This window comes from Pedobacter sp. MR2016-19 (assembly GCF_014947265.1).
GTDB lineage: Bacteria > Bacteroidota > Bacteroidia > Sphingobacteriales > Sphingobacteriaceae > Pedobacter.
Genome location: NZ_JADCNK010000002.1, coordinates 275,523 through 295,327 on the forward strand (window position 1 = coordinate 275,523; position 19,805 = coordinate 295,327).

Sequence of the window (19,805 nt, forward strand, 5' to 3'; positions counted from 1 at the left end):
TATATATTAAAAGTTCAACTTCAGATTAAAACCATAAGAACGTGTAGCAGGAACTGCAAACACGTCATTTGCCTGATTACTATTGTTCGTACTCATTGCTTGCTCAGGATCAAATGGAGCTTTTTTGTAGAAGAAGAACAAGTTACGGCCAATTAACGAAACAGATGCAGATTTAATAGCCGAACCTTTTATTGGTATATTGTAGGCTAATGATATTTGTGCTAAACGAACATTAGTACGTGAGAACACATAGGGTTCCATAATTCCATTTCGGTCACCTATCACGTTGTAGTAATCTACCGGATCGATTGATGTAACTGGTGTATTACCTTTAATGGCATTAATGGGCATGGTTGTACCAGCATCGCGAATATCGCCTGTTCTTTTACTTACACCGTATGCGTCTAAGAAAGCTTCGGTTTTAGAAAAGGCAACACCACCAAACTTAGCCGATACCAATGCACTTAAACTTAGGTTTTTGTATGTAAAGGTGTTATTCCAACCCGTTATCAAATCAGGATTTAAATTTCCTACATATTCTTGTATTGCTGTTCTGGTTGGCTTTCCATCGGCATCCAATATGATTTGGCCAGCTGCATTACGCGCAAGCTTAAAAATATACAAATCGTTAAAAGAGCCTCCGGATTTAATGATTGAATTAAATCCTTCATCGTTACTACCTACCTGGTATTCAGGATTTTCGGCGATAAGTTCTACGATCTTATTTCTATTGCGCGATAAATTAAGTGTTGAGTTCCATTTAAAGTCATCATTTTTTACAGGATCTCCACCAAATGTTAACTCAAAACCCTGGTTCGTTACCTTACCGGCATTTACATAATAAAAAGTATAACCAGAACCAGAAGGCGCTGTTAAAGATAAAAATTGATTCGTACTGGTATTTTTATAGTAAGTAAAATCAAAACTTAACCTATCATTTAGAAAACGACCTTCTAAACCAATCTCATTACTGATTATTTTTTCAGGCACCAATGTTGCAAATGGGGTTTGTGTATTTCTGTTAATCCCACCTATGCCATCCGGACCACCTGCACCACCTATAGTATTGCCAGGGTTTACAATGTTATAGGGTACCTCGTTACCTACCTGCGATGTAGATGCCCTTAACTTTAAGAAATTGATTTCTTTAGGCATGGTTATCATTTGGCTAATGATTGCCGATAAACCAGCTGAATAGTAAAAATAGGAGTCATTTCCGGTGGTAGCTAGTGTAGAGGCATAGTCGTTTCGGCCAGCCAAATCAACATAGATCATATCTTTAAAGCCCAATGAAGCATTGGCGAATAAGCCTTGTTTCTGAACTCTGCTGTAAGTTTGGTTAATAACCAGATTATATGGCAGGTTTGCAAAACTAAAAAAGTTTGGGTACTGAAGCGGCACTGTACCGTTTCCAAAAGTCATCCCATCGTTAAAGGTATAATCTTGGATGCTTGCGCCTAGTACACTGCTCAAGCTTAATTTACCAAAAGTATTATCATAGCTTAAAATAGCATCGCCATATAAGGCTTTGTCATTATATTTAGTGTAATTCCAGGTGCCGTTAGAACTTACACTTACCGAGTTTCCGCCAGCAGCGTAACGGTAGTCTAATAGTCTGTCGTTATAATCAATGTTCCCGCGTACATCAAACTTAAAATGTGGTAAAAATGCATACGATGCTTTTGCAGTAGCAATTACTCTGTTGCTGGTAGAAAGTTTTGGGTCGTTATACAACTCCCAATAAGGGTTATTTTGTTTTTCCTCGCTGGAGTACCAGTTTTGTTTAAACAGATTTCGGGTAGCATCAAAAATTTGATAATTGTTTTTGTAATCATCAAAATTTCTTTCCCGTGCAAACAGATATAACCCTGTTATTGGGTTGTTGTAATAACCCGCACCAGGGCGGTTCTTAGACTTTTCGTAAGAAAATCTCACATTACCGCTTAAAGTAAGTTTGTCATCAAATAATTTTGTTTCCTGACTTAACGTAACATTATGCTTGTTGTAAGTGCTGGTTGGTACAATACCTGTTGCATAATTGTTACCGTACGAAAAATAAGTGGTTGTTCTTTCATTCCCTCCAGATACTGATACCGAATTAATCGTATTCACGCCGGTCTGAAAAAAATCATCGATATAATTACTCTGGTAATTTCCTTTGGTTTTAGACCAACTCCTATCATTTCCGGCATCAGCTCCATAACTGAACTGAAATTCTGGTAATGTAGCAGCACTGCTGAAATTGGTTATAGAATTTAAAGCAATCGCGATTTTGCCGTTTTGACCTTTTTTTGTATTAATTAAAATCACACCATTTGCACCCTGACTTCCATATAAAATGGCACCGTTTGCGCCCCTTAAAATAGTAACTGATTCAAAATCATCCTGATTTAGCGCTGATAAACCATCACCTGCATCAGTGCCTCCGTAAGATCCCGGCTGCCCGCCTTTGTTATTTACAACCGGTACACCATCAATTACAAAAAGAGCTTCGCTGTTTCCCGCAATTGATTTAGAACCCCTTAATACTGTTTTTGTTGATCCTCCTACACCAGAGTTACTTATCCCCACATCAACACCTGCAGCCTTGCCACTTAGAGCTTCCATGAAATTGGGACTACCAGCTTTTGTTAATTCTGGACCAGCGAGTTGCTGAGCAGCAAAGGTAAGTGCTCTTTTTTCGCGTTTTACACCTAAAGCAGTAACTACCACCTCTGTTAAGTTTGCATTACCGGAAGGTTTTAGCTTTACTGTTACATTGGTTAAATTACTAATGTTTACCTCTTGCGAATCCATGCCGACATACGAAATCACCAAAATTGTGGCCTCATCAGGAATGTTTAGCACGAACTTACCGTCGCTTCCTGTAAGTGTTTTAGCGCTAGTTCCCTTAGCCACCACAGTTGCACCAGGGAGTGGAAGCCCGGTCTCATCAGTTACCAATCCATTGATCGTTTTAGCTAGTTTGTAGCTAACACTTTTTGGAGTGTTTACCATTGGAATGATGTTTTTGTTTCTTACAGTACCTTCACCCCTGGCTGCATTTTGTAAGCAAAGACCAGCTACAGCTACGAGTGCTAGGTTCCGCAGACCTTTGGTTGCGCTAGGAATTTTGATTTCTAGCGCATTGATAGCAGAATAAATGTTACTCATTTTCATACAATTTGTTAGTTTAGTTTTAGTTTACTCTATTAAATGTCGAGCCTTAGGCATTGAAACCGCAACAAATGATTTTTAGCACTGTTGAATAAAAAACATAAAACGTTTTATGAACTCTTAACAATGATTAGTTAGGAGGTGCAAATTTGAATAGTTTAGTTTTAGTTCTGTATTGTTAAGTGTTTAAATATTCAAGTTTTAGGTTGTTTACTTTTAGGTTGATATGGCGATATTTAATTTTGTTGCTGTAATTTATAAAAATATTGTTACAATTCAATTTTTTGTTAAAATTCAATTAATCAAAGAGAATTTTTAGCTATCCAAATGTGTTTAACTGCTTAATAAGTTAATTACATCCTCAAGAAAAAAGTTGGTTGGTTTAGGTTGCCTGCACACGGCAGGTATACCTGCCGTGTGCAGGCAACTACAGAATCTGATTGCATTCATTTACTTGCTGAGCCCAAAGAATTTTATCGGCCGATAGAACATTACTGTTGAAGTGAACGGAAAACGGGCAGCCAGTAAAACTATCAGGCTTAAACTGTAGCGAAAATAACCGCTACCAGAACCAAGGTTTCCTGTACTTTGGTTAATGTATGTCAGATAAAAGCAGTGCCAAATTATCAATAGTGATGAAGCTTACTCCATTGGCAAGTTCGAAAAGCAACTAAAAGACTTTATACATAAGAAATAGCCACGATGTGTTTTCAGACGTGGGGTGTTGTCAGCTGTTACCAACTGACTGCAAGAGAATGCCTAAACGTTCATACTAAAAAACTTCTAAGCCCGTATTAAGCAGCACCATATAAACAGCTAAATAGCATACCAAAAATGCCGTTGATAGCGCAAAATATCGTGTTACCTTATGGCTGCCTTTTCTAAATGGAAGTAAAAACAGGATATTGAATATTTCAGATAACAAGGCGCAGATGAAATTTAAACAGACCATTACACAGCTAAACGCCACAATGAAAATGGCCGGCTGGATAATGATTCCCGAAGGAAGGCCATAGAGTGCCCCCATAATAAAACTGATCAGTAGGATAATCATGACATATTTTAATCCTGATTTAAACTGGATCAGGAAATAGCTGCCCAATTTAGGGAGGGGCATTTTAACTTTCACTGGTTTTAATTCTTTTTCAGTTACCGGAGTTTCTGATGCCTCATCTAAAGCTGCTTCATTTGTTTTACGCTTTTTGCCTCTCTTTTGTTTCCTGTAACGTGGCCACCAGATTATAAAACCTGTAATAAAAAGCGCAAGCGGCATTAGGCCGGCAATAAGGGCGATAATTTGTGTAGGCCTGCCACCGAAGCTTCCGTAGTGGATAGGTGTTAACCAGCTGAGGTAAGCATTACCGACATTGGGGAAATCCTTGCGGCTGTTTAATAATGTTTTGCCTGTGTATTGATCTACAATCAACATTTCCCGTTTTCCAACCTTCGGAAGATTTCCACTCAGCATGTCGAGACGATATGCCCCCATTTTATCTGCCGGAAAGGCAATACCGCCAATGTAAGCATTGGGCATTTTTTCCTTGGCTGCATGAACAATAGCTGTAAGTGGCAATGAGGTAGCTTCCGCATGCCATGCTGATTTAGCACCCAGGAGTTGGGCAACACCCTGCGGCGATTTTCCGCTAAGCAAAAATAATAGCGGAATAACAAGCGTAGAAAAAGTGATTGAGAAACCGGTAAGGCTTAATATTGCTACAATAGGCGAGGAGTAAAAACCCAGTGAATTGTGCCAATCGTAGTTTTGGCGTTTAAATGATCCGCTAAACCTTACGCTAAGTGCCGATTTTAATTGTTTCCATTTCTTTGGAATCCATAAACGCAGACCAGAGATCGTCAGGATTAAAAGGCAGAGAGAAGCCAGTCCGCAGATATATCGTCCGGCAACCGGAATCAGCAGTGTCCGGTGCAGTTCAGTAACCACATGGATGAAAGAACTGGTATGTATTCTTTTACCACCTATTTTTCCGGTATAGGGATTAATGAAAGTTTCTTCATTACTTTTTAAATTGATTATGCTATAAGCTTCATTGGGGTTCTTGAAGTTATTTAGCATCAGGTAATCGATTTTTAGCTTAGGATAGTTCTTTTTTATGAGTGGCACAATCTCTTCCACCGGCAGTTTTTGCTTTTGCGCAATCACCTCAAACAGATCTGGATTCAAAGCCCGGTCAATCTCGTCCTGAAAAACAAGTATGCTTCCTGTAATGCCTATAAAAGCAACAATTGCCCCGGCAATAATGCCAATATAAAGATGCCATTTACCAAACCACCTTTTTTGGTGTTTTGCCCAGTTTAGTTTTTTAGAATTCTGTTCTGATTTCATTTTGGAGCGTTTTACAGCTTTGCAAAAGTTACGTTGGTTTATACCCACAAAGAAATCGTTTTAATTGGTATTGTGCAAATTATATTTAATAAGTCTAAATAAGGTGCTTTAGATTGACATGAAGACATTGGCAGGCCAACAACTGTCCAATTTTAGTTTGCTTATTTTCCAGGACAGACATTCTTTAATTTGGCCTGAGTTGTGATCTTTGAGACGCGATAATTGAGGAATATTACACCAGAATATCAGGTATTAAGCCGCTCAATTTTAAAGCTATTTAAGTTTTATGGTGAAAATTGGGCGGACCTGACACTTTTAAATAATGTATTTTTAACCTGCTTATTATCAGTTGTTAATGGCTTTTTGATTGTGCTGGTAAGCTTATTCTAACTATATTGGCTGACCATTATTGTAACAAAAAAGATGTGGAAAACTTTTTTGTGGTAAAAAGTGGTAAAAAGTGGTAGAACTATTTACTTTTACACTTGATAAAAAGTGTAGATACCACTATGACCCAACTTTTAGGAGAATTCGATTGTAAACTTGACGCAAAGGGCCGCCTTATGGTACCTGCTGCGCTTAAGAAACAATTGCCTGATTCTGAGAAAGAAGGGTTGATCATTAACCGAGGTTTTGAGAAAAACCTGGTGATCTATCCAAAGAAAGTTTGGGATGCCATCGTTACCGATTTAAGCAAGCTGAACATCTACGAAAAAAACAACAGAGAATTTATTCGTTCGTTTACCAGGGGTGCAACCGAGCTTTCGCTCGATGCAGCTGGTCGTGTGCTTTTGCCAAAATCGCTGGTTGATTATGCAGGTATAGGGAGTGATCTTGTATTGGCTTGTCAGTTAGATCGTATCGAGGTTTGGGACAAAAAATCTTACGAAGATATTTTTGATGATGTACCTGAGAATTTTGCAAACCTTGCTGAGCAGGTAATGGGTAGAAAGAAAGGAGGGGCTGATGGCGAATAATTATCATGTACCCGTAATGTTGCAGCCGTGTATTGATGGCTTGAATATTAAGCCTGATGGGGTTTATGTTGATGTAACCTTTGGTGGTGGTGGTCATTCGAAAGAGATTTTGAAACATCTCGGTCCAAAAGGAAGATTGATAGCCTTTGATCAGGATCCTGATGCTCAGGCAAATGTTCCTGCTGATGATCGTTTTATTTTTATCGACCAGAACTTCGGTTTTCTGAAAAATAATCTCCGTTTAAAAGGTTTTAAGCAGGTTGATGGTATTCTGGCTGATCTTGGTGTTTCCTCTCATCAGTTTGATGTGCCGCAACGTGGTTTTTCCATCCGTCATAATGCAGGTCTGGATATGCGCATGGATCAGCACCGCGATTTAACAGCCGCTGAAATATTGAATACCTATACCGAAGATAAGCTGCATAAGATATTTGGGATTTACGGGGAAGTTAAAAATGCGAAATCTCTGGCGCGAGCTATTGTGACTTCGCGTTTAGAACAGTCTTTTACTGATATCGACAGTTTGAAATCAGCTATTGCCGGTTATATTCCAAAGGGAAAAGAAAACAAGTATTTAGCACAAGTTTTTCAGGCGCTGCGTATAGAGGTGAATGCAGAAATTCAGGTGCTTGAAGATTTTTTGATGCAGGCTGCTGATGTGCTGAAACCGGGTGGTCATTTGGTGGTGATGTCATATCATTCTTTAGAAGACAGGCCGGTTAAAAACTTTATGGCGAAAGGGAAATTTCAGGGAGAGGTAGAAAAAGATTTCTTCGGGAATCAGCAAAAGCCATTTAATGTAATTACACGCAAAGCGATAATTGCCACTGATGAGGAGATTGCGCAAAACAATAGGGCCCGCAGTGCGAAACTTAGAATTGCAGAAAAGATATGAACAGGTTTAGGGAAGAGATAGAAGAGGAAGAGGTTGGGCCTGAACCAGAATTAAAAGCCGTGCCCAAAAGGCCAAAAACTGCTGAAGAAAAAATGGATAGCAATTCATTTATCAGCAAGCTGTTTAATGATGGATTAGTAAGTAAGGAGGCGGCAACTGATGCTTTGCCTTATTTGTGTTTTCTGGCCCTTTTGGGAATGATTTATATCGCCAATAGCCATTTTGCGGTGAACAATGTACGCCGTATTGATAAATTAAATAAAGAAGTAAAAGAATTAAGATGGGAGTATAAATCCCTTAAAGCCGACCTGATGTTCAAGAGTAAATTGACGGAGGTTGCTAAAAAGGTAGATACCCTTGGTATAAAAGAACTGATTGAACCACCAAAAAAAATAATTGTTAAAAGCGATGAATATTAGAGCAAACATCTTGCTTCGTGTATATCTGGCATTTGGCTTAATTGTGCTTTTTGCTTTCGCGGTGTTTTTACGCCTCGGTCAGGTGCAGTATGTGCAAGGGAAAAAATGGAAAGCTATGGCGGATAGTCTTTCTACACGATATGTAAATGTGGAAGCTACACGTGGGAATATTTATTCTAACGACGGGAGTTTGCTGGCTACTTCGATACCGGAATACGAACTGCGTATGGATATGTTTGCCGGCGGTATTGCTGATAGTAAAGTGTTCGATGAAAAAGTAGATTCGCTGGGATATAAATTATCGCAGATTTTTCAGGATAAAACCGCAAAAGAATATGCCCGTTACCTGCGCAAGGGTCGCCAGGATAGTGCGCGTTATTTGTTGATCCACCGTAAAGTAGGTTATGCCGATCTTAAAACCATCAGAACTTTTCCTTTATATAATATTGGTAAGTTCAGTGGCGGTTTAATCGCCGTTCAGCAGAACAAGCGGATTCTTCCTTTTCAGGCTCTGGCTGCCCGTACCATTGGTTATAAAAACGACAATGTTAAAAACGGAGTGGGTTTAGAGGGTGCATATAAAGAATACATCAATGGTGAAACCGGAAAAAGATTAATGCAGCGTATCGCAGGCGGTGTTTATATTCCGGTAAACGAAGAGGCTGAGGTAGCGCCCAAAGATGGTGCTGATATTATCTCTACCATTGATGTAAACATGCAGGATCTGGCACAAAGTGCTTTGGAAAAACAACTGATCAAATCGCAGGCCGATCATGGTACCGTGATATTGATGGAGGTGGCAACAGGTGAAATCCGTGCGGTAGCCAATTTCTCTAAAGTGGAAGAAGGGGTTTATAAAGAAAAATTCAATTATGCCATTGCAGGTAATCAGGATCCGGGCTCAACTTTTAAACTCGCCTCTTACATGGCGCTTTTGGAAGATAAGCTAATCGATACCAATACGATGATTGGAACCGGGTACTATCAGATCCCTGGAAAGCTGATTACGGATTCACACCCGAAAATTGAAACAGTTACCGCAAAAAAAGCCTTTGAAACGTCTTCTAATGCAGCAATTGCAAAGCTGATCAACATGCATTATGGCAACGATCCGATAAAATTTACCGATCACTTATATGATTGGCATCTGAACCAAAAAATGGATTTACAGATTCCTGGCGAGGCAATGCCGGTAGTTAAAAATCCTAAAACGAACAAAAGCTGGAACAAAAACATGACCCTTCCGCAAATGGCTTATGGTTATGAAATGCAGTTGACGCCGCTAAAAATGCTTACGATGTATAATGCGGTAGCAAATAATGGGAAAATGGTGGCGCCAATTTTTGTAAAAGAAATCAGAAGATTGGGCAATCCGATTGAACAGTTTAAAGCTAGGGTGATTAATGATAAAATCTGTTCGGATGTTACCCTGAGCAAAATCAAGAAAATGCTTGAAGGGGTAGTGACTGAGGGCAGTGGAAAGCAGGTTGTTTATAATCCATTATATCCGATTGCGGGTAAAACGGGCACCGCCCAGGTAGCTGATGCGAATAAGGGATATAAAGCCAATAAGCAATATCAGGCGTCTTTTGTGGGATATTTTCCGGCAGATAAACCTAAGTATTCTTTGATCGTCGTAATCAATGATCCTAAAGGTGCCTATTATGGTGCTACAGTTTCAGGCCCGGTGTTCAGGGAAATTGCCGACCGTATTTATGCCAGCGATATGCAGATGTACAATGATGTACCTACTCGCCTGGTTGGTAATACCGGAACACCACCAACAAAAGCCGGACAGAGTAAAGCAACTCAGAAAGTATATAAAGCATTCGGATTTAAGCCGCTTTTTGCTTCAAAATCTGAGTATTACAATATTATAGATACCAGTGCAGGAACAATTTTTCAGGAAAATAGCGAGCGTAAAGGTGTAATGCCAAACGTTGCAGGAATGGGACTGAAAGATGCATTGTACCTTTTAGGTAACGCTGGTTTAAAAACAAAAGTTTTTGGATCAGGAAAAGTAATCAGCCAATCTATTGCTGCCGGAACGAAGGTGGGTAAGGGATTAGGTGTACAAATAGAGTTGAATTAAGGTGTAAGGTAAACGGTATAGGGTTTAAGGTCCTGCTACTCGATACTCACCACTTAATACTAAAAAAAAAATAAAAAAATGCAATTACAAGATTTACTTTACGGCGTAACGATTAAAGAATTGGTTGGTAAAACCGATAGGGAAATCAGTGCGCTGAATTTCGATTCGCGTAAAGTAGGTAAAGATGATATCTTTTTTGCAATAGTAGGGACTTTGGCTGACGGGCACCAATTTATTGAGCAAACCATTCAGCAAGGCGCAGGTGTAATCATCTGCGAAAATTTACCAGAAATCCAGGACTTTACGGTTACTTATATTAAAGTAGAAAATACATCGGTTGCTTTAGGGATTATTGCCGGTAATTATTTTGGAAATCCTTCAGCAGACTTAAAACTGATTGGTATTACCGGTACAAACGGAAAAACCACCATTGCTACCATTCTTTTTAAATTATTTAAAGATTTAGGTTATAAAACCGGGCTTTTATCAACAGTAGAGAATTATATTAACGATACTGTAGTGCCTGCCACGCACACCACACCGAATCCTATTGCCTTAAACCAGCTTTTAAGGGATATGGTAAATGCAGGTTGCGATTTTTGCTTTATGGAAGTGAGTTCGCATGCCGTGTCACAACACCGGATCGAAGGATTAACTTTTTCTGGTGGGGTATTTTCAAATTTAACACATGATCATTTAGATTTTCATAAAACTTTTGATGCTTATCTGAAAGCAAAAAAGGCATTTTTTGATATGCTGCCTAAATCGGCATTTGCATTGACCAATATCGACGATAAAAACGGTATGGTGATGCTGCAGAATACTAAAGCACATAAAAAAACCTATGCCCTTAAACAACTGGCTGATTTCAAATCTAAAATAATTGAAAACCAGTTCAGTGGCTTACACCTGGATATCGATAATGAAGATGTTTACTTCAAACTGGTAGGCTCTTTTAATGCGTATAACTTACTCGCTGTTTACGGAACCGCAATTTTGCTGGAACAGGATAAACTAAAAGTATTGACCTTGTTGAGCCGTTTATCAGGTGCTGAAGGAAGGTTTGATTATATCACTTCTGCCAATAAGATTATTGGTATTGTAGATTATGCCCATACGCCAGATGCCGTTCAGAATGTGTTGAGTACAATTGCCAATATCCGCAAAGGAACCGAACAGGTAATTACCGTAATCGGTTGCGGTGGAGATCGTGATAGAACAAAACGCCCGATTATGGCCCAGGTGGCCTGCGATTGGAGTGATAAGGTGATTCTAACTTCAGATAATCCACGAACAGAAGATGCCCAGACTATAATTAACGATATGGAAGTTGGGGTTTCACCAAGCAATCAGCGTAAAACCTTATCCATTTTAGATAGAAGAGAAGCGATAAAGACAGCCTGTCATTTAGCGCAACCGGGAGATATTATTCTTGTTGCGGGTAAAGGACATGAGAAATACCAGGAAATTAATGGCGTAAGGAACCATTTTGATGATAAAGAAATTTTACTTGAACAATTAAAACCAATCAGCTAATGTTATATTTATTATTCGAATACCTGCATAAGCATTATGATATACCCGGTTTAAGGTTGTTTCAATACATCACTTTTCGTGCATCTATCTCTATTATTTTATCGTTGATCATTACTACCGTTTATGGCCGCAGGTTGATAGATTACCTGCATAAAAAACAAGTTGGAGAAACGGTAAGAAATTTAGGATTAGAAGGACAAATGCAAAAACAAGGTACGCCAACTATGGGTGGTATCATTATTTTGCTGGGTATTCTTATTCCGACCTTGTTATTTGCCAATATTTCCAATATCTACGTCATCCTGATGATTATTACCACCATTTGGATGGGTGCAATCGGGTTTTTGGATGATTATATCAAAGTATTCAAAAAAAACAAGGAAGGTTTAGCTGGTCGCTTTAAAGTAGTTGGCCAGGTAGGTTTGGGCTTAATTGTAGGTACAACCATGTATTTTCACCCTAATATTGTGGTAAGAGAAACCGTGCAGGATAATGTTAAAAGCACTTCTACGGTTCCGATGGTATTGCGCCAGAAAGGAGAAACCTTTTATTATACCCAGGATGTAAAATCTTCAAAAACCAATATGCCTTTTTATAAGAACAATGAGTTCGATTATGCCAAGGTATTGAAGTTTTTAGGTGGCGATTACCAGAAATATGCGTTTATCATATTCCTGATCTTTACCGTATTTATTATTACAGCGGTTTCAAATGGGGCTAATATTACTGATGGTATTGATGGTCTTGCTACAGGTACTTCTGCTGTAATAGGCATTACACTTGGGATTCTGGCTTATGTTTCAGGTAATACGATCATGGCCGATTACCTCAACATCATGTACATTCCCAATTCGGCAGAGCTGATGATTTTTGCCGGAGCCTTTGTTGGTGCGTGTGTAGGTTTTCTTTGGTACAATTCTTACCCTGCCCAGATTTTTATGGGTGATACCGGAAGTTTGGCCATTGGTGGTATTATTGCCGCATTTGCACTCATGATCCGTAAAGAACTTTTGATTCCGATTTTATGTGGAATATTTCTGGTAGAACTGGTGTCGGTAATTATGCAGGTTTCCTACTTCAAATATACCAAGAAGAAATTTGGAGAAGGACGCAGGATTTTCCTGATGTCGCCTTTGCATCACCATTACCAGAAAAAAGGATACCACGAAGCCAAAATTGTAACCCGCTTCTGGATTATAGGAATCATGCTTGCAATTATGACGATTGTAACATTGAAACTGAGGTAGGTAGAGGGTTTGAAGGTTGAGGGGAAAAGCTGAAAGATAAAAGAGAGAAAAATAAAAAAGTTAAAGTGTGGAGGTATTCCCGTCTCGATACTTGATACCAGTTACTTGATACTAAAAAAATAAAAAATGAGCACGAATAACATCACAGCAAGCAATACTAAGTCAGCAATGACCGGGCATGGCCGTGTGGTTATTTTAGGTGCCGGTGAAAGTGGAGTAGGTGCCGCAAAATTGGCTCAGGCCAAAGGTTTCGAGGTATTTGTTTCCGATTACGGTGTAATTACTGATAAATATATAGCCGCATTAGAAAAGCTTGGCGTACCATTCGAATCCGAAAAGCATACTGAAGAATTAATTCTAAATGCAACGGAAGTAATTAAAAGTCCGGGTATTCCGTCTGCAGCGCCAATTGTTAAAAAGCTGGTAGCTCAAGGTATTCCGGTGATTTCAGAGATTGAATTTGCTAAAAGATATACCCATGCCAAAACCATCTGCATTACAGGTTCCAATGGTAAATCAACCACAAGCCTGTTAACCTATCACATCTTGAAAAATGCCGGGTTAAATGTAGGCCTGGCCGGTAACATCGGACAGAGTTTTGCCGCACAGGTGGCTACAGAAGATTACGAATATTATGTGCTGGAAATCTCGAGCTTTATGCTTGATGATATGTTCGAATTTAAAGCCGATATCGCGGTTTTGCTAAACATCACCCCAGATCATTTAGATCGGTACGATTATAAACTGGAGAATTATGCTGCATCTAAAATGCGCATTGTCCAAAACCAAACTGCAGATGATGTTTTCATCTATTGTGCAGATGACGAAGAGAGCCTGAAAGCCATTGCGCTGACTAAGCCGATAGCAAAAGCTTTTCCTTTTTCTATTACTAAAAAAGTAGCGATTGGAGCTTATTTAGAAGAAAATACGATACATATCCTTACAGAACCAAATAACCAACTAACCATGTCTATTTCAGATTTAGCCTTACAGGGCAAGCACAACATTTACAATTCTATGGCCTCAGGCATTGTGTCTAAAGTTTTAGAATTAAGAAATGAGACCATCCGCGAAAGCATGGGCAATTTCAAAAATATTGAGCACAGGTTAGAGCATGTGGCCAAAATTTCGGGGATCGATTTTATCAACGATAGTAAAGCTACAAATGTAAACTCTACCTGGTATGCTTTAGAAAGTATGACCAGTGATGTAGTGCTGATTATGGGTGGTGTTGATAAAGGAAACGATTACAATATGCTTAAAGACCTTGTTAAAAGCAAGGTTAAGGCTATCGTTTGTTTGGGTAAGGACAACAAACGTATCCACGATGCTTTTGAGGATGATGTAGAAGTAATTGTAAATACTTTTTCGGCTGATGAAGCAGCGCAGATTGCCTTTCACCTGGCTAAACGTGGCGACGCAGTATTGTTATCACCTGCATGTGCAAGTTTTGACTTGTTTAAAAATTACGAAGACCGCGGTAACCAGTTTAAAGCGGCAGTTAGAGAATTATAATAGGAGGTACAATAGATGTTGCAGGCACTACTTAATAAAACAAAAGGCGATAGATGGATCTGGCTGATCATCATCTTGCTTTCGCTTATATCTGTTATGGCGGTATACAGTGCAACAGGTACCTTAGCCTATAAAAAAGGAGAAGCCGTAGAAAAACTTTTGCTTACCAAACACTTAATTTTTGTGTTGATGGGTATTGGTATGATTTATATCGCCCACCTGCTGGATTACCGTTATTATGCGGGTATTTCTAAAATATTAATGATTATTACCATCCCACTTTTGGTCTATACATTGATTTTTGGAACAAACCTTAACGATGCATCCCGTTGGGTAAAAATCCCTGTTATAGGATTGACTTTTCAAACGTCCGATTTGGCAAAACTGGCGCTGATTACTTTTTTAGCAAGGATGCTGACCAAAAAGCAGGAAAATATTAAAGATTTAAGAGAATCATTTATTCCTATTATGGCTTCAGTTTGTACGGTTTTCGTACTTATTGCATTGGCAAACATGTCTACGGCCTTAATGTTATTCGGTGTAAGTATTCTACTGTTAATTATTGGTCGTATCAGTATCAAGCAGATTTCAATTGTTTGCGCTGGTGGTTTAGTATTATTGTTAATTGTAGGTTTCTTAGGCCCAAGGAGGGAAACTTACAAATCACGTATAAAAACCTTTATGCATCCTGAATTGGTGCATTCAGACAAAACTTTCCAGGCAGATCAGGCAAAAATTGCCTTGGCTACTGGTGGTGTTTTTGGTAAAGGACCAGGTAATAGTACACAACGCAATTTCCTACCACACCCGTATTCCGATTTTATTTTCGCCATTATTATTGAAGAGTGGGGAACCGTGGGAGGAATTGTAATCATGATACTATACCTGGTGCTTTTATACCGATGTATCAAAATCGTAACCCGGGCGCCTAAGGCCTTTGGGGCATTGCTGGCTGCAGGACTAAGTTTTAGTCTCACCATTCAGGCTTTTGCCAACATGGCTGTAGCGGTAGGTTTGGGGCCGGTAACAGGGGTGCCGCTTCCATTGGTAAGCATGGGCGGTACATCAATGATCTTTACCAGTGTGGCCTTTGGGATTATATTGAGTGTAAGCCGCGATGTAGAAGAAAACGCAAAACTGACACCGAAGGAAGAAAAAACAAATAATAAAATAATTGTTGGAGAGATTCCATCATTTGGATAAATAAAATAACCACAAAGAAACAAAAGAACACAATAGCTAAAATGAAACCTAGTAAAGCATACCTAACGGATTTAACTTATCAGGTCAATGGGGCTGCTATTGAAGTGCATAAGGCTCTTGGAGCTGGATTGTTAGAAAGTGCGTATCATAAATGCATGAAACATGAGCTAGTGTTACGAGGGATTTCTTTTATGACTGAAATGCTTGTGCCAGTGAATTATAAAGGAATGGCTATAGATGCAAATTTGAGGTGTGATTTATTTATTGAAAATATATTAACAGTTGAATTAAAGTCTGTTGATAAATTAATGCCTATTCATGAAGCTCAAATTATTACTTATATGAAGCTATTAGGTTCTCCAAAGGGAATCATTTATAATTTCAATACAGTTAATTTATACAGTGAAGGGCAAAAGACATACGTAAATGATTTATTTAGACTATTACCTGAATAATCGAATATTAACTATTGTTCGTTTAGTAATACTTACAGTAAAATAAAAAAAATAACTTTTGTTCACTATTGTGTCTTTTGTGGTGAAATAGTTAACATTAAAAATAGTTTAAAATGAATAATTCCCCAAAAATTATCATATCAGGTGGTGGCACCGGTGGGCATATTTTTCCCGCCGTAGCCATAGCCAATGCGCTAAAACGCATGGTGCCAACCTGTGAAATCTTGTTTGTGGGCGCACTAGGCCGAATGGAAATGGAAAAAGTTCCTGCAGCCGGATATAAAATTATAGGATTAAACATTAGCGGGATGCAACGCGGCTCGATTATTAAAAATCTGGCACTCCCGCTCAAAGTAATCGGAAGTGTGCGTAAAGCTATACAGATTATTAATGATTTTAAACCAGATGTTGTAGTAGGTGTTGGTGGTTATGCTTCAGGACCGTTATTGTACGCAGCTTCTTTGAAGGGAATTCCTTACCTCATCCAGGAACAGAATTCTTATGCAGGAATAACCAATAAGTGGCTAGGCAAAAAGGCTTCGAAAATCTGTGTCGCTTTTGATGACATGGATCAGTTTTTTCCAGCTGATAGAATTTTGAAAACTGGAAATCCTGTTCGCCAGGAAGTGGTTGATATTAAAGGAAAACATTTTCAGGGTGCTGAATTGTTAAAGCTGGATCCATTGAAAAAGACCATTATGGTTACTGGTGGAAGTTTAGGCGCAGGTACACTGAATAAAGCGATTGAAAAACATTTGCCCGATATCCTTGCACAAGATGTGCAGGTGATCTGGCAAACAGGTAAATATTACTATAAAGGAATTATCGAGAGATTGGGTTTAGACTATCACCCCAATGTTCGGATCCTTGAGTTTTTAAATAAAATGGATTTGGCTTATGCTGCAGCAGATGTAATTGTGAGCCGGGCAGGAGCGGGAACCATAGCAGAACTTTGTTTAATTAAGAAGCCGGTGATTTTGGTGCCTTCGCCAAATGTAGCAGAAGACCATCAAACCAAAAATGCCATGGCCCTGGTTAAAAATGGAGCAGCAATATTAATTAACGACCGCTCTGCGGAAGATACCCTGGTTAAGGAAGCATTGGTATTGCTAACGAATAAAGAGCACTGCGAAACGCTAGCTCAAAACCTGGCAAAGATGGCATTGCCACAGGCAGATGAAATTATTGCGAATGAAGTATTGAAACTTATAAAGCTGAAAGACTAAAGCTGAAAGTCCAAAGGCTAAAGGGAGGAATAAGTAGTAAATAAAATAAAAATATAACTGGAAGATAGAGAGGAGGCTTTAAGCTTTGGTCTTTCGCTTCAAACTTAAAATAGAACGGTGGAAAGAAAGCTTTAAGCTTTAGTCTTTCTGCTTTTAGCTTAAAAAAAATGGAATTAAGTAAAATAAACAGGGTTTTCTTTGTAGGTATCGGTGGTATCGGCATGAGTGCGCTTGCCCGTTATTTTGCTAAACGCGGACAGGTGGTTTGTGGTTACGATAAAACCAAAACTAAACTGACCGAAACCTTAACGAGTGAAGGTATTCTTATTACCTACCTGGATGAGGTATCTTCGTTGCCTGGTGAATTTTTGGATCATCAGGATGATACACTTGTAGTTTATACACCAGCAATTCCGAAAGATTCGAAAATTTTAAACCATTTTATAGATAAAGGTTTTGCGCTTAAAAAACGCTCAGAAGTTTTAGGGATTATTAGTAAAGGAATGTTCTGCATTGCGGTTGCGGGTACACATGGCAAAACCACAACATCATCCATTATTGCACATATTTTAAAGGATACCGGATACGATTGTACAGCTTTTTTAGGTGGAATAACCAGTAACTATAACAGTAATGTGCTTTTCGGGAAAAATAATGTGGTGGTAGTAGAAGCCGATGAATATGACCGTTCGTTTCTTACGCTACACCCTGATGTAGCTGTTGTTACTTCTATGGATGCCGATCATTTGGACATCTATGGAGATAAAAGCCATCTCGAAGAATCTTTTAGGTTATTTGCCGGGCAGCTCAAGGGCGAAGGTACACTTTATGCACATGAAGGATTGCCTTTGGAAAATAGCATCAGTTATGCTGCAAGTTCAACTGCTACAGCAAAGGCAGAAAATTTAAGGGTAGAAGGTTCGAAGTTTGTGTTCGATTATGCAGATGCCACGCAGCGCATAAAAGATATCAGTTTATTGCTTCCTGGTAAGCACAATGTCGAAAATACAACGGTTGCCATTGCTATTGCGCTGCAATTGGGAATCGATGCAGAAAAGGTAAAACAAGCGGTTGCCAATTTTAAGGGTGTTAAACGCCGCTTTGAATATATAGTGAATAATTCCAATCAGATTTATATAGATGATTATGCGCATCATCCTGAAGAACTGAGGGCTTGTTTTGATGCTGTGAGGCAATTATATCCCGATAAAAAATTAACGGTAATTTTTCAACCGCACTTATTCACACGGACACGAGATTTCGCAGATGAATTCGCAAAAGTTTTAAGTACTGTTGATGAACTGATGCTACTGGAGATTTATCCGGCAAGAGAATTGCCGATTGAGGGGGTAAATTCACAGTTTTTATTGGATAAAATTACTTTAGCAGATAAAAAAATATGTGAAAAGGATTTTGTGGTTCAGCATGTTGAGCACACAAAACCTGAATTAATTTTAACAGTAGGTGCGGGAGATATCGATACGATTATCGAACCCCTTAAAAATACTTTGAACAATGCTTAAACGGATAAACTGGAGCGCAATTTTTACTGGCTTTGCCTGGCTGATCAGCCTGGCAGGAGTGGTGGTGCTTTTGAGTTTTATCAATGTGAAGAAACAGACTGTTAAATGCACTGATGTTAAGATTCTGATTCCCGGAGCAGATAATTTTATTGAGCGTGAAGAAATTGACGCTATTTTAAAAGAAGACCAGGGTGTGCTTTTAGGCCGTAACATCGAAAATATCAATATTCATAAAATCGAGAAAAAACTGCAGTCTAACCCGTATATCGGATTTGCGAAAGTTTACGTTGATATGGATGGGGTGTTGCACATCGAAGTAAAACAGCGCCAGCCTATCCTTCGCATATTGAACGAGAACGGACAGGATTTTTATATTGATAACGATGGGTTGAAAATGCCTATTTCATCAAACTTTACCGCTAATGTGCTGGTGGCAACAGGTCATATTACTGAGGTTTTTGGTAGCCGCGTTGATAGTCTGCATACCCAGTTGGCACGAGATTTATATAAAACTGCCCAATACATTAAAAAAGATACCCTTTGGGATTCACAGATCGAACAGATTGTGGTTGATCAGAAAAACGATATTGAATTGATCCCGAGGGTCGGTAATCAACGGATTATTTTAGGTGATGCTGATTCGCTTGAGAAGAAAATGAAAAACCTGTTATTGTTTTATAAAAAAGCAATGCCGCAGGTAGGATGGGATACTTATAGAACGATCAACATTAAATATACCAACCAGATTGTTTGCGAAAAAAGAGATTCGACAGGATTAGGAAAAAAAGCGAAAACAATTTCGGCGGCAGATAGTTTGAGGATACAACGAAGTGTGACCGACTCATTAATCAAAAGTACAATTGTGGCGGAAATGGACGATCGCCCTGAGCCTGATCAACAGGAAGAAGAAGCGCTTAAAAAAAGTGAAGTTCGAAAAATTGAACCAAAAAAGGTTGAAGTAAAAAAAACTGAACCTAAAAAGGTAGAACCGAAAAAAATAACGCCAGTTAAAACAGAAGTCAAAAAGCCGGCGGTTACGTCAGCCGCAAAACCAAAGGAAACTAAACCTGCGGATAAAAAAGACAAACCGAAGCAAACGGTAACAACACAGCCAAAGCCGGCAAAATCTGAGGCTCAATTAAAAAAAGAGAAAGCAGCAAGAGAAAAAGAAATCAGAGCCTTAGAAAAACAGTATAAAACTCAGCAAAATTAACGAA

General features: G+C 38.9%; 14 protein-coding genes. 12 read left to right on the forward strand and 2 right to left on the reverse strand.

What is annotated here, in order from left to right; all coding sequences use genetic code 11:
- Nucleotides 1-6 precede the first annotated feature (6 nt).
- Both IM793_RS03525 and IM793_RS03530 read right to left on the reverse strand, forming a co-directional pair.
- Nucleotides 7-3,153 (reverse strand): SusC/RagA family TonB-linked outer membrane protein, encoded by a 3,147-nt coding sequence (locus IM793_RS03525; protein ID WP_227256127.1) that lies wholly within the window; start codon nt 3,151-3,153, stop codon nt 7-9.
- Nucleotides 3,154-3,928: 775 nt separating this feature from the next.
- Nucleotides 3,929-5,500, reverse strand: coding sequence for a PepSY domain-containing protein (locus IM793_RS03530; protein WP_193419769.1), 1,572 nt, complete (start codon nt 5,498-5,500; stop codon nt 3,929-3,931).
- Nucleotides 5,501-6,009: 509 nt separating this feature from the next.
- Here IM793_RS03530 and mraZ point away from each other — a divergent pair.
- From mraZ to IM793_RS03590, 12 genes are all read left to right on the forward strand, one after another.
- Entirely contained in the window at nt 6,010-6,477 is a 468-nt protein-coding gene (gene mraZ / locus IM793_RS03535) for a division/cell wall cluster transcriptional repressor MraZ (RefSeq protein ID WP_193419770.1), read from the forward strand.
- The gene (rsmH, locus tag IM793_RS03540) at nt 6,467-7,372 is read left to right on the forward strand and encodes a 16S rRNA (cytosine(1402)-N(4))-methyltransferase RsmH (protein ID WP_193419771.1); all 906 of its coding nucleotides are present in this window, start codon (nt 6,467-6,469) and stop codon (nt 7,370-7,372) included. Before mraZ ends, rsmH begins: the two co-directional genes overlap by 11 nt.
- Complete coding sequence (locus IM793_RS03545) at nt 7,369-7,791, forward strand: FtsL-like putative cell division protein (RefSeq protein ID WP_121282303.1); 423 nt, start codon at nt 7,369-7,371, stop codon at nt 7,789-7,791. The genes rsmH and IM793_RS03545 overlap by 4 nt, the downstream gene beginning before the upstream one ends.
- Entirely contained in the window at nt 7,781-9,883 is a 2,103-nt protein-coding gene (locus IM793_RS03550; RefSeq protein WP_193419772.1) for a penicillin-binding protein, read from the forward strand. The genes IM793_RS03545 and IM793_RS03550 overlap by 11 nt, the downstream gene beginning before the upstream one ends.
- A 78-nt stretch (nt 9,884-9,961) precedes the next feature.
- Complete coding sequence (locus tag IM793_RS03555; protein ID WP_193419773.1) at nt 9,962-11,419, forward strand: UDP-N-acetylmuramoyl-L-alanyl-D-glutamate--2,6-diaminopimelate ligase; 1,458 nt, start codon at nt 9,962-9,964, stop codon at nt 11,417-11,419.
- Nucleotides 11,419-12,666, forward strand: a complete 1,248-nt coding sequence (gene mraY, locus IM793_RS03560; protein ID WP_193419774.1) for a phospho-N-acetylmuramoyl-pentapeptide-transferase — start codon at nt 11,419-11,421, stop codon at nt 12,664-12,666. Before IM793_RS03555 ends, mraY begins: the two co-directional genes overlap by 1 nt.
- A 126-nt stretch (nt 12,667-12,792) precedes the next feature.
- Nucleotides 12,793-14,181 (forward strand): UDP-N-acetylmuramoyl-L-alanine--D-glutamate ligase, encoded by a 1,389-nt coding sequence (murD, locus tag IM793_RS03565; protein WP_193419775.1) that lies wholly within the window; start codon nt 12,793-12,795, stop codon nt 14,179-14,181.
- 15 nt (nt 14,182-14,196) lie between these two features.
- Nucleotides 14,197-15,384, forward strand: coding sequence for an FtsW/RodA/SpoVE family cell cycle protein (locus tag IM793_RS03570; protein ID WP_193419776.1), 1,188 nt, complete (start codon nt 14,197-14,199; stop codon nt 15,382-15,384).
- Between the two features lie 41 nt (nt 15,385-15,425).
- Complete coding sequence (locus IM793_RS03575) at nt 15,426-15,839, forward strand: GxxExxY protein (protein ID WP_193419777.1); 414 nt, start codon at nt 15,426-15,428, stop codon at nt 15,837-15,839.
- 113 nt (nt 15,840-15,952) lie between these two features.
- Entirely contained in the window at nt 15,953-17,065 is a 1,113-nt protein-coding gene (gene murG, locus IM793_RS03580; RefSeq protein ID WP_193419778.1) for an undecaprenyldiphospho-muramoylpentapeptide beta-N-acetylglucosaminyltransferase, read from the forward strand.
- A 167-nt stretch (nt 17,066-17,232) separates the two neighbouring features.
- Nucleotides 17,233-18,588 carry a UDP-N-acetylmuramate--L-alanine ligase gene (gene murC / locus IM793_RS03585; protein ID WP_193419779.1) on the forward strand — a complete coding sequence of 452 codons (1,356 nt, stop codon included), beginning with the start codon at nt 17,233-17,235 and terminating at the stop codon, nt 18,586-18,588.
- The gene (locus IM793_RS03590) at nt 18,581-19,801 is read left to right on the forward strand and encodes a cell division protein FtsQ (RefSeq protein WP_193419780.1); all 1,221 of its coding nucleotides are present in this window, start codon (nt 18,581-18,583) and stop codon (nt 19,799-19,801) included. Before murC ends, IM793_RS03590 begins: the two co-directional genes overlap by 8 nt.
- Nucleotides 19,802-19,805 lie beyond the last annotated feature (4 nt).

Coding starts and splice junctions, on each gene's coding strand:
- IM793_RS03590 (WP_193419780.1), top strand. CDS start 18,581: ATGCTTAAACGGATAAACTGGAGCGCAATTTTTACTGGCTTTGCCTGG.
- IM793_RS03530 (WP_193419769.1), bottom strand. CDS start 5,500: ATGAAATCAGAACAGAATTCTAAAAAACTAAACTGGGCAAAACACCAA.
- murG (WP_193419778.1), top strand. CDS start 15,953: ATGAATAATTCCCCAAAAATTATCATATCAGGTGGTGGCACCGGTGGG.
- rsmH (WP_193419771.1), top strand. CDS start 6,467: ATGGCGAATAATTATCATGTACCCGTAATGTTGCAGCCGTGTATTGAT.
- IM793_RS03550 (WP_193419772.1), top strand. CDS start 7,781: ATGAATATTAGAGCAAACATCTTGCTTCGTGTATATCTGGCATTTGGC.
- murD (WP_193419775.1), top strand. CDS start 12,793: ATGAGCACGAATAACATCACAGCAAGCAATACTAAGTCAGCAATGACC.
- IM793_RS03555 (WP_193419773.1), top strand. CDS start 9,962: ATGCAATTACAAGATTTACTTTACGGCGTAACGATTAAAGAATTGGTT.
- mraZ (WP_193419770.1), top strand. CDS start 6,010: ATGACCCAACTTTTAGGAGAATTCGATTGTAAACTTGACGCAAAGGGC.
- IM793_RS03545 (WP_121282303.1), top strand. CDS start 7,369: ATGAACAGGTTTAGGGAAGAGATAGAAGAGGAAGAGGTTGGGCCTGAA.
- IM793_RS03570 (WP_193419776.1), top strand. CDS start 14,197: ATGTTGCAGGCACTACTTAATAAAACAAAAGGCGATAGATGGATCTGG.
- IM793_RS03575 (WP_193419777.1), top strand. CDS start 15,426: ATGAAACCTAGTAAAGCATACCTAACGGATTTAACTTATCAGGTCAAT.
- IM793_RS03525 (WP_227256127.1), bottom strand. CDS start 3,153: ATGAGTAACATTTATTCTGCTATCAATGCGCTAGAAATCAAAATTCCT.
- mraY (WP_193419774.1), top strand. CDS start 11,419: ATGTTATATTTATTATTCGAATACCTGCATAAGCATTATGATATACCC.
- murC (WP_193419779.1), top strand. CDS start 17,233: ATGGAATTAAGTAAAATAAACAGGGTTTTCTTTGTAGGTATCGGTGGT.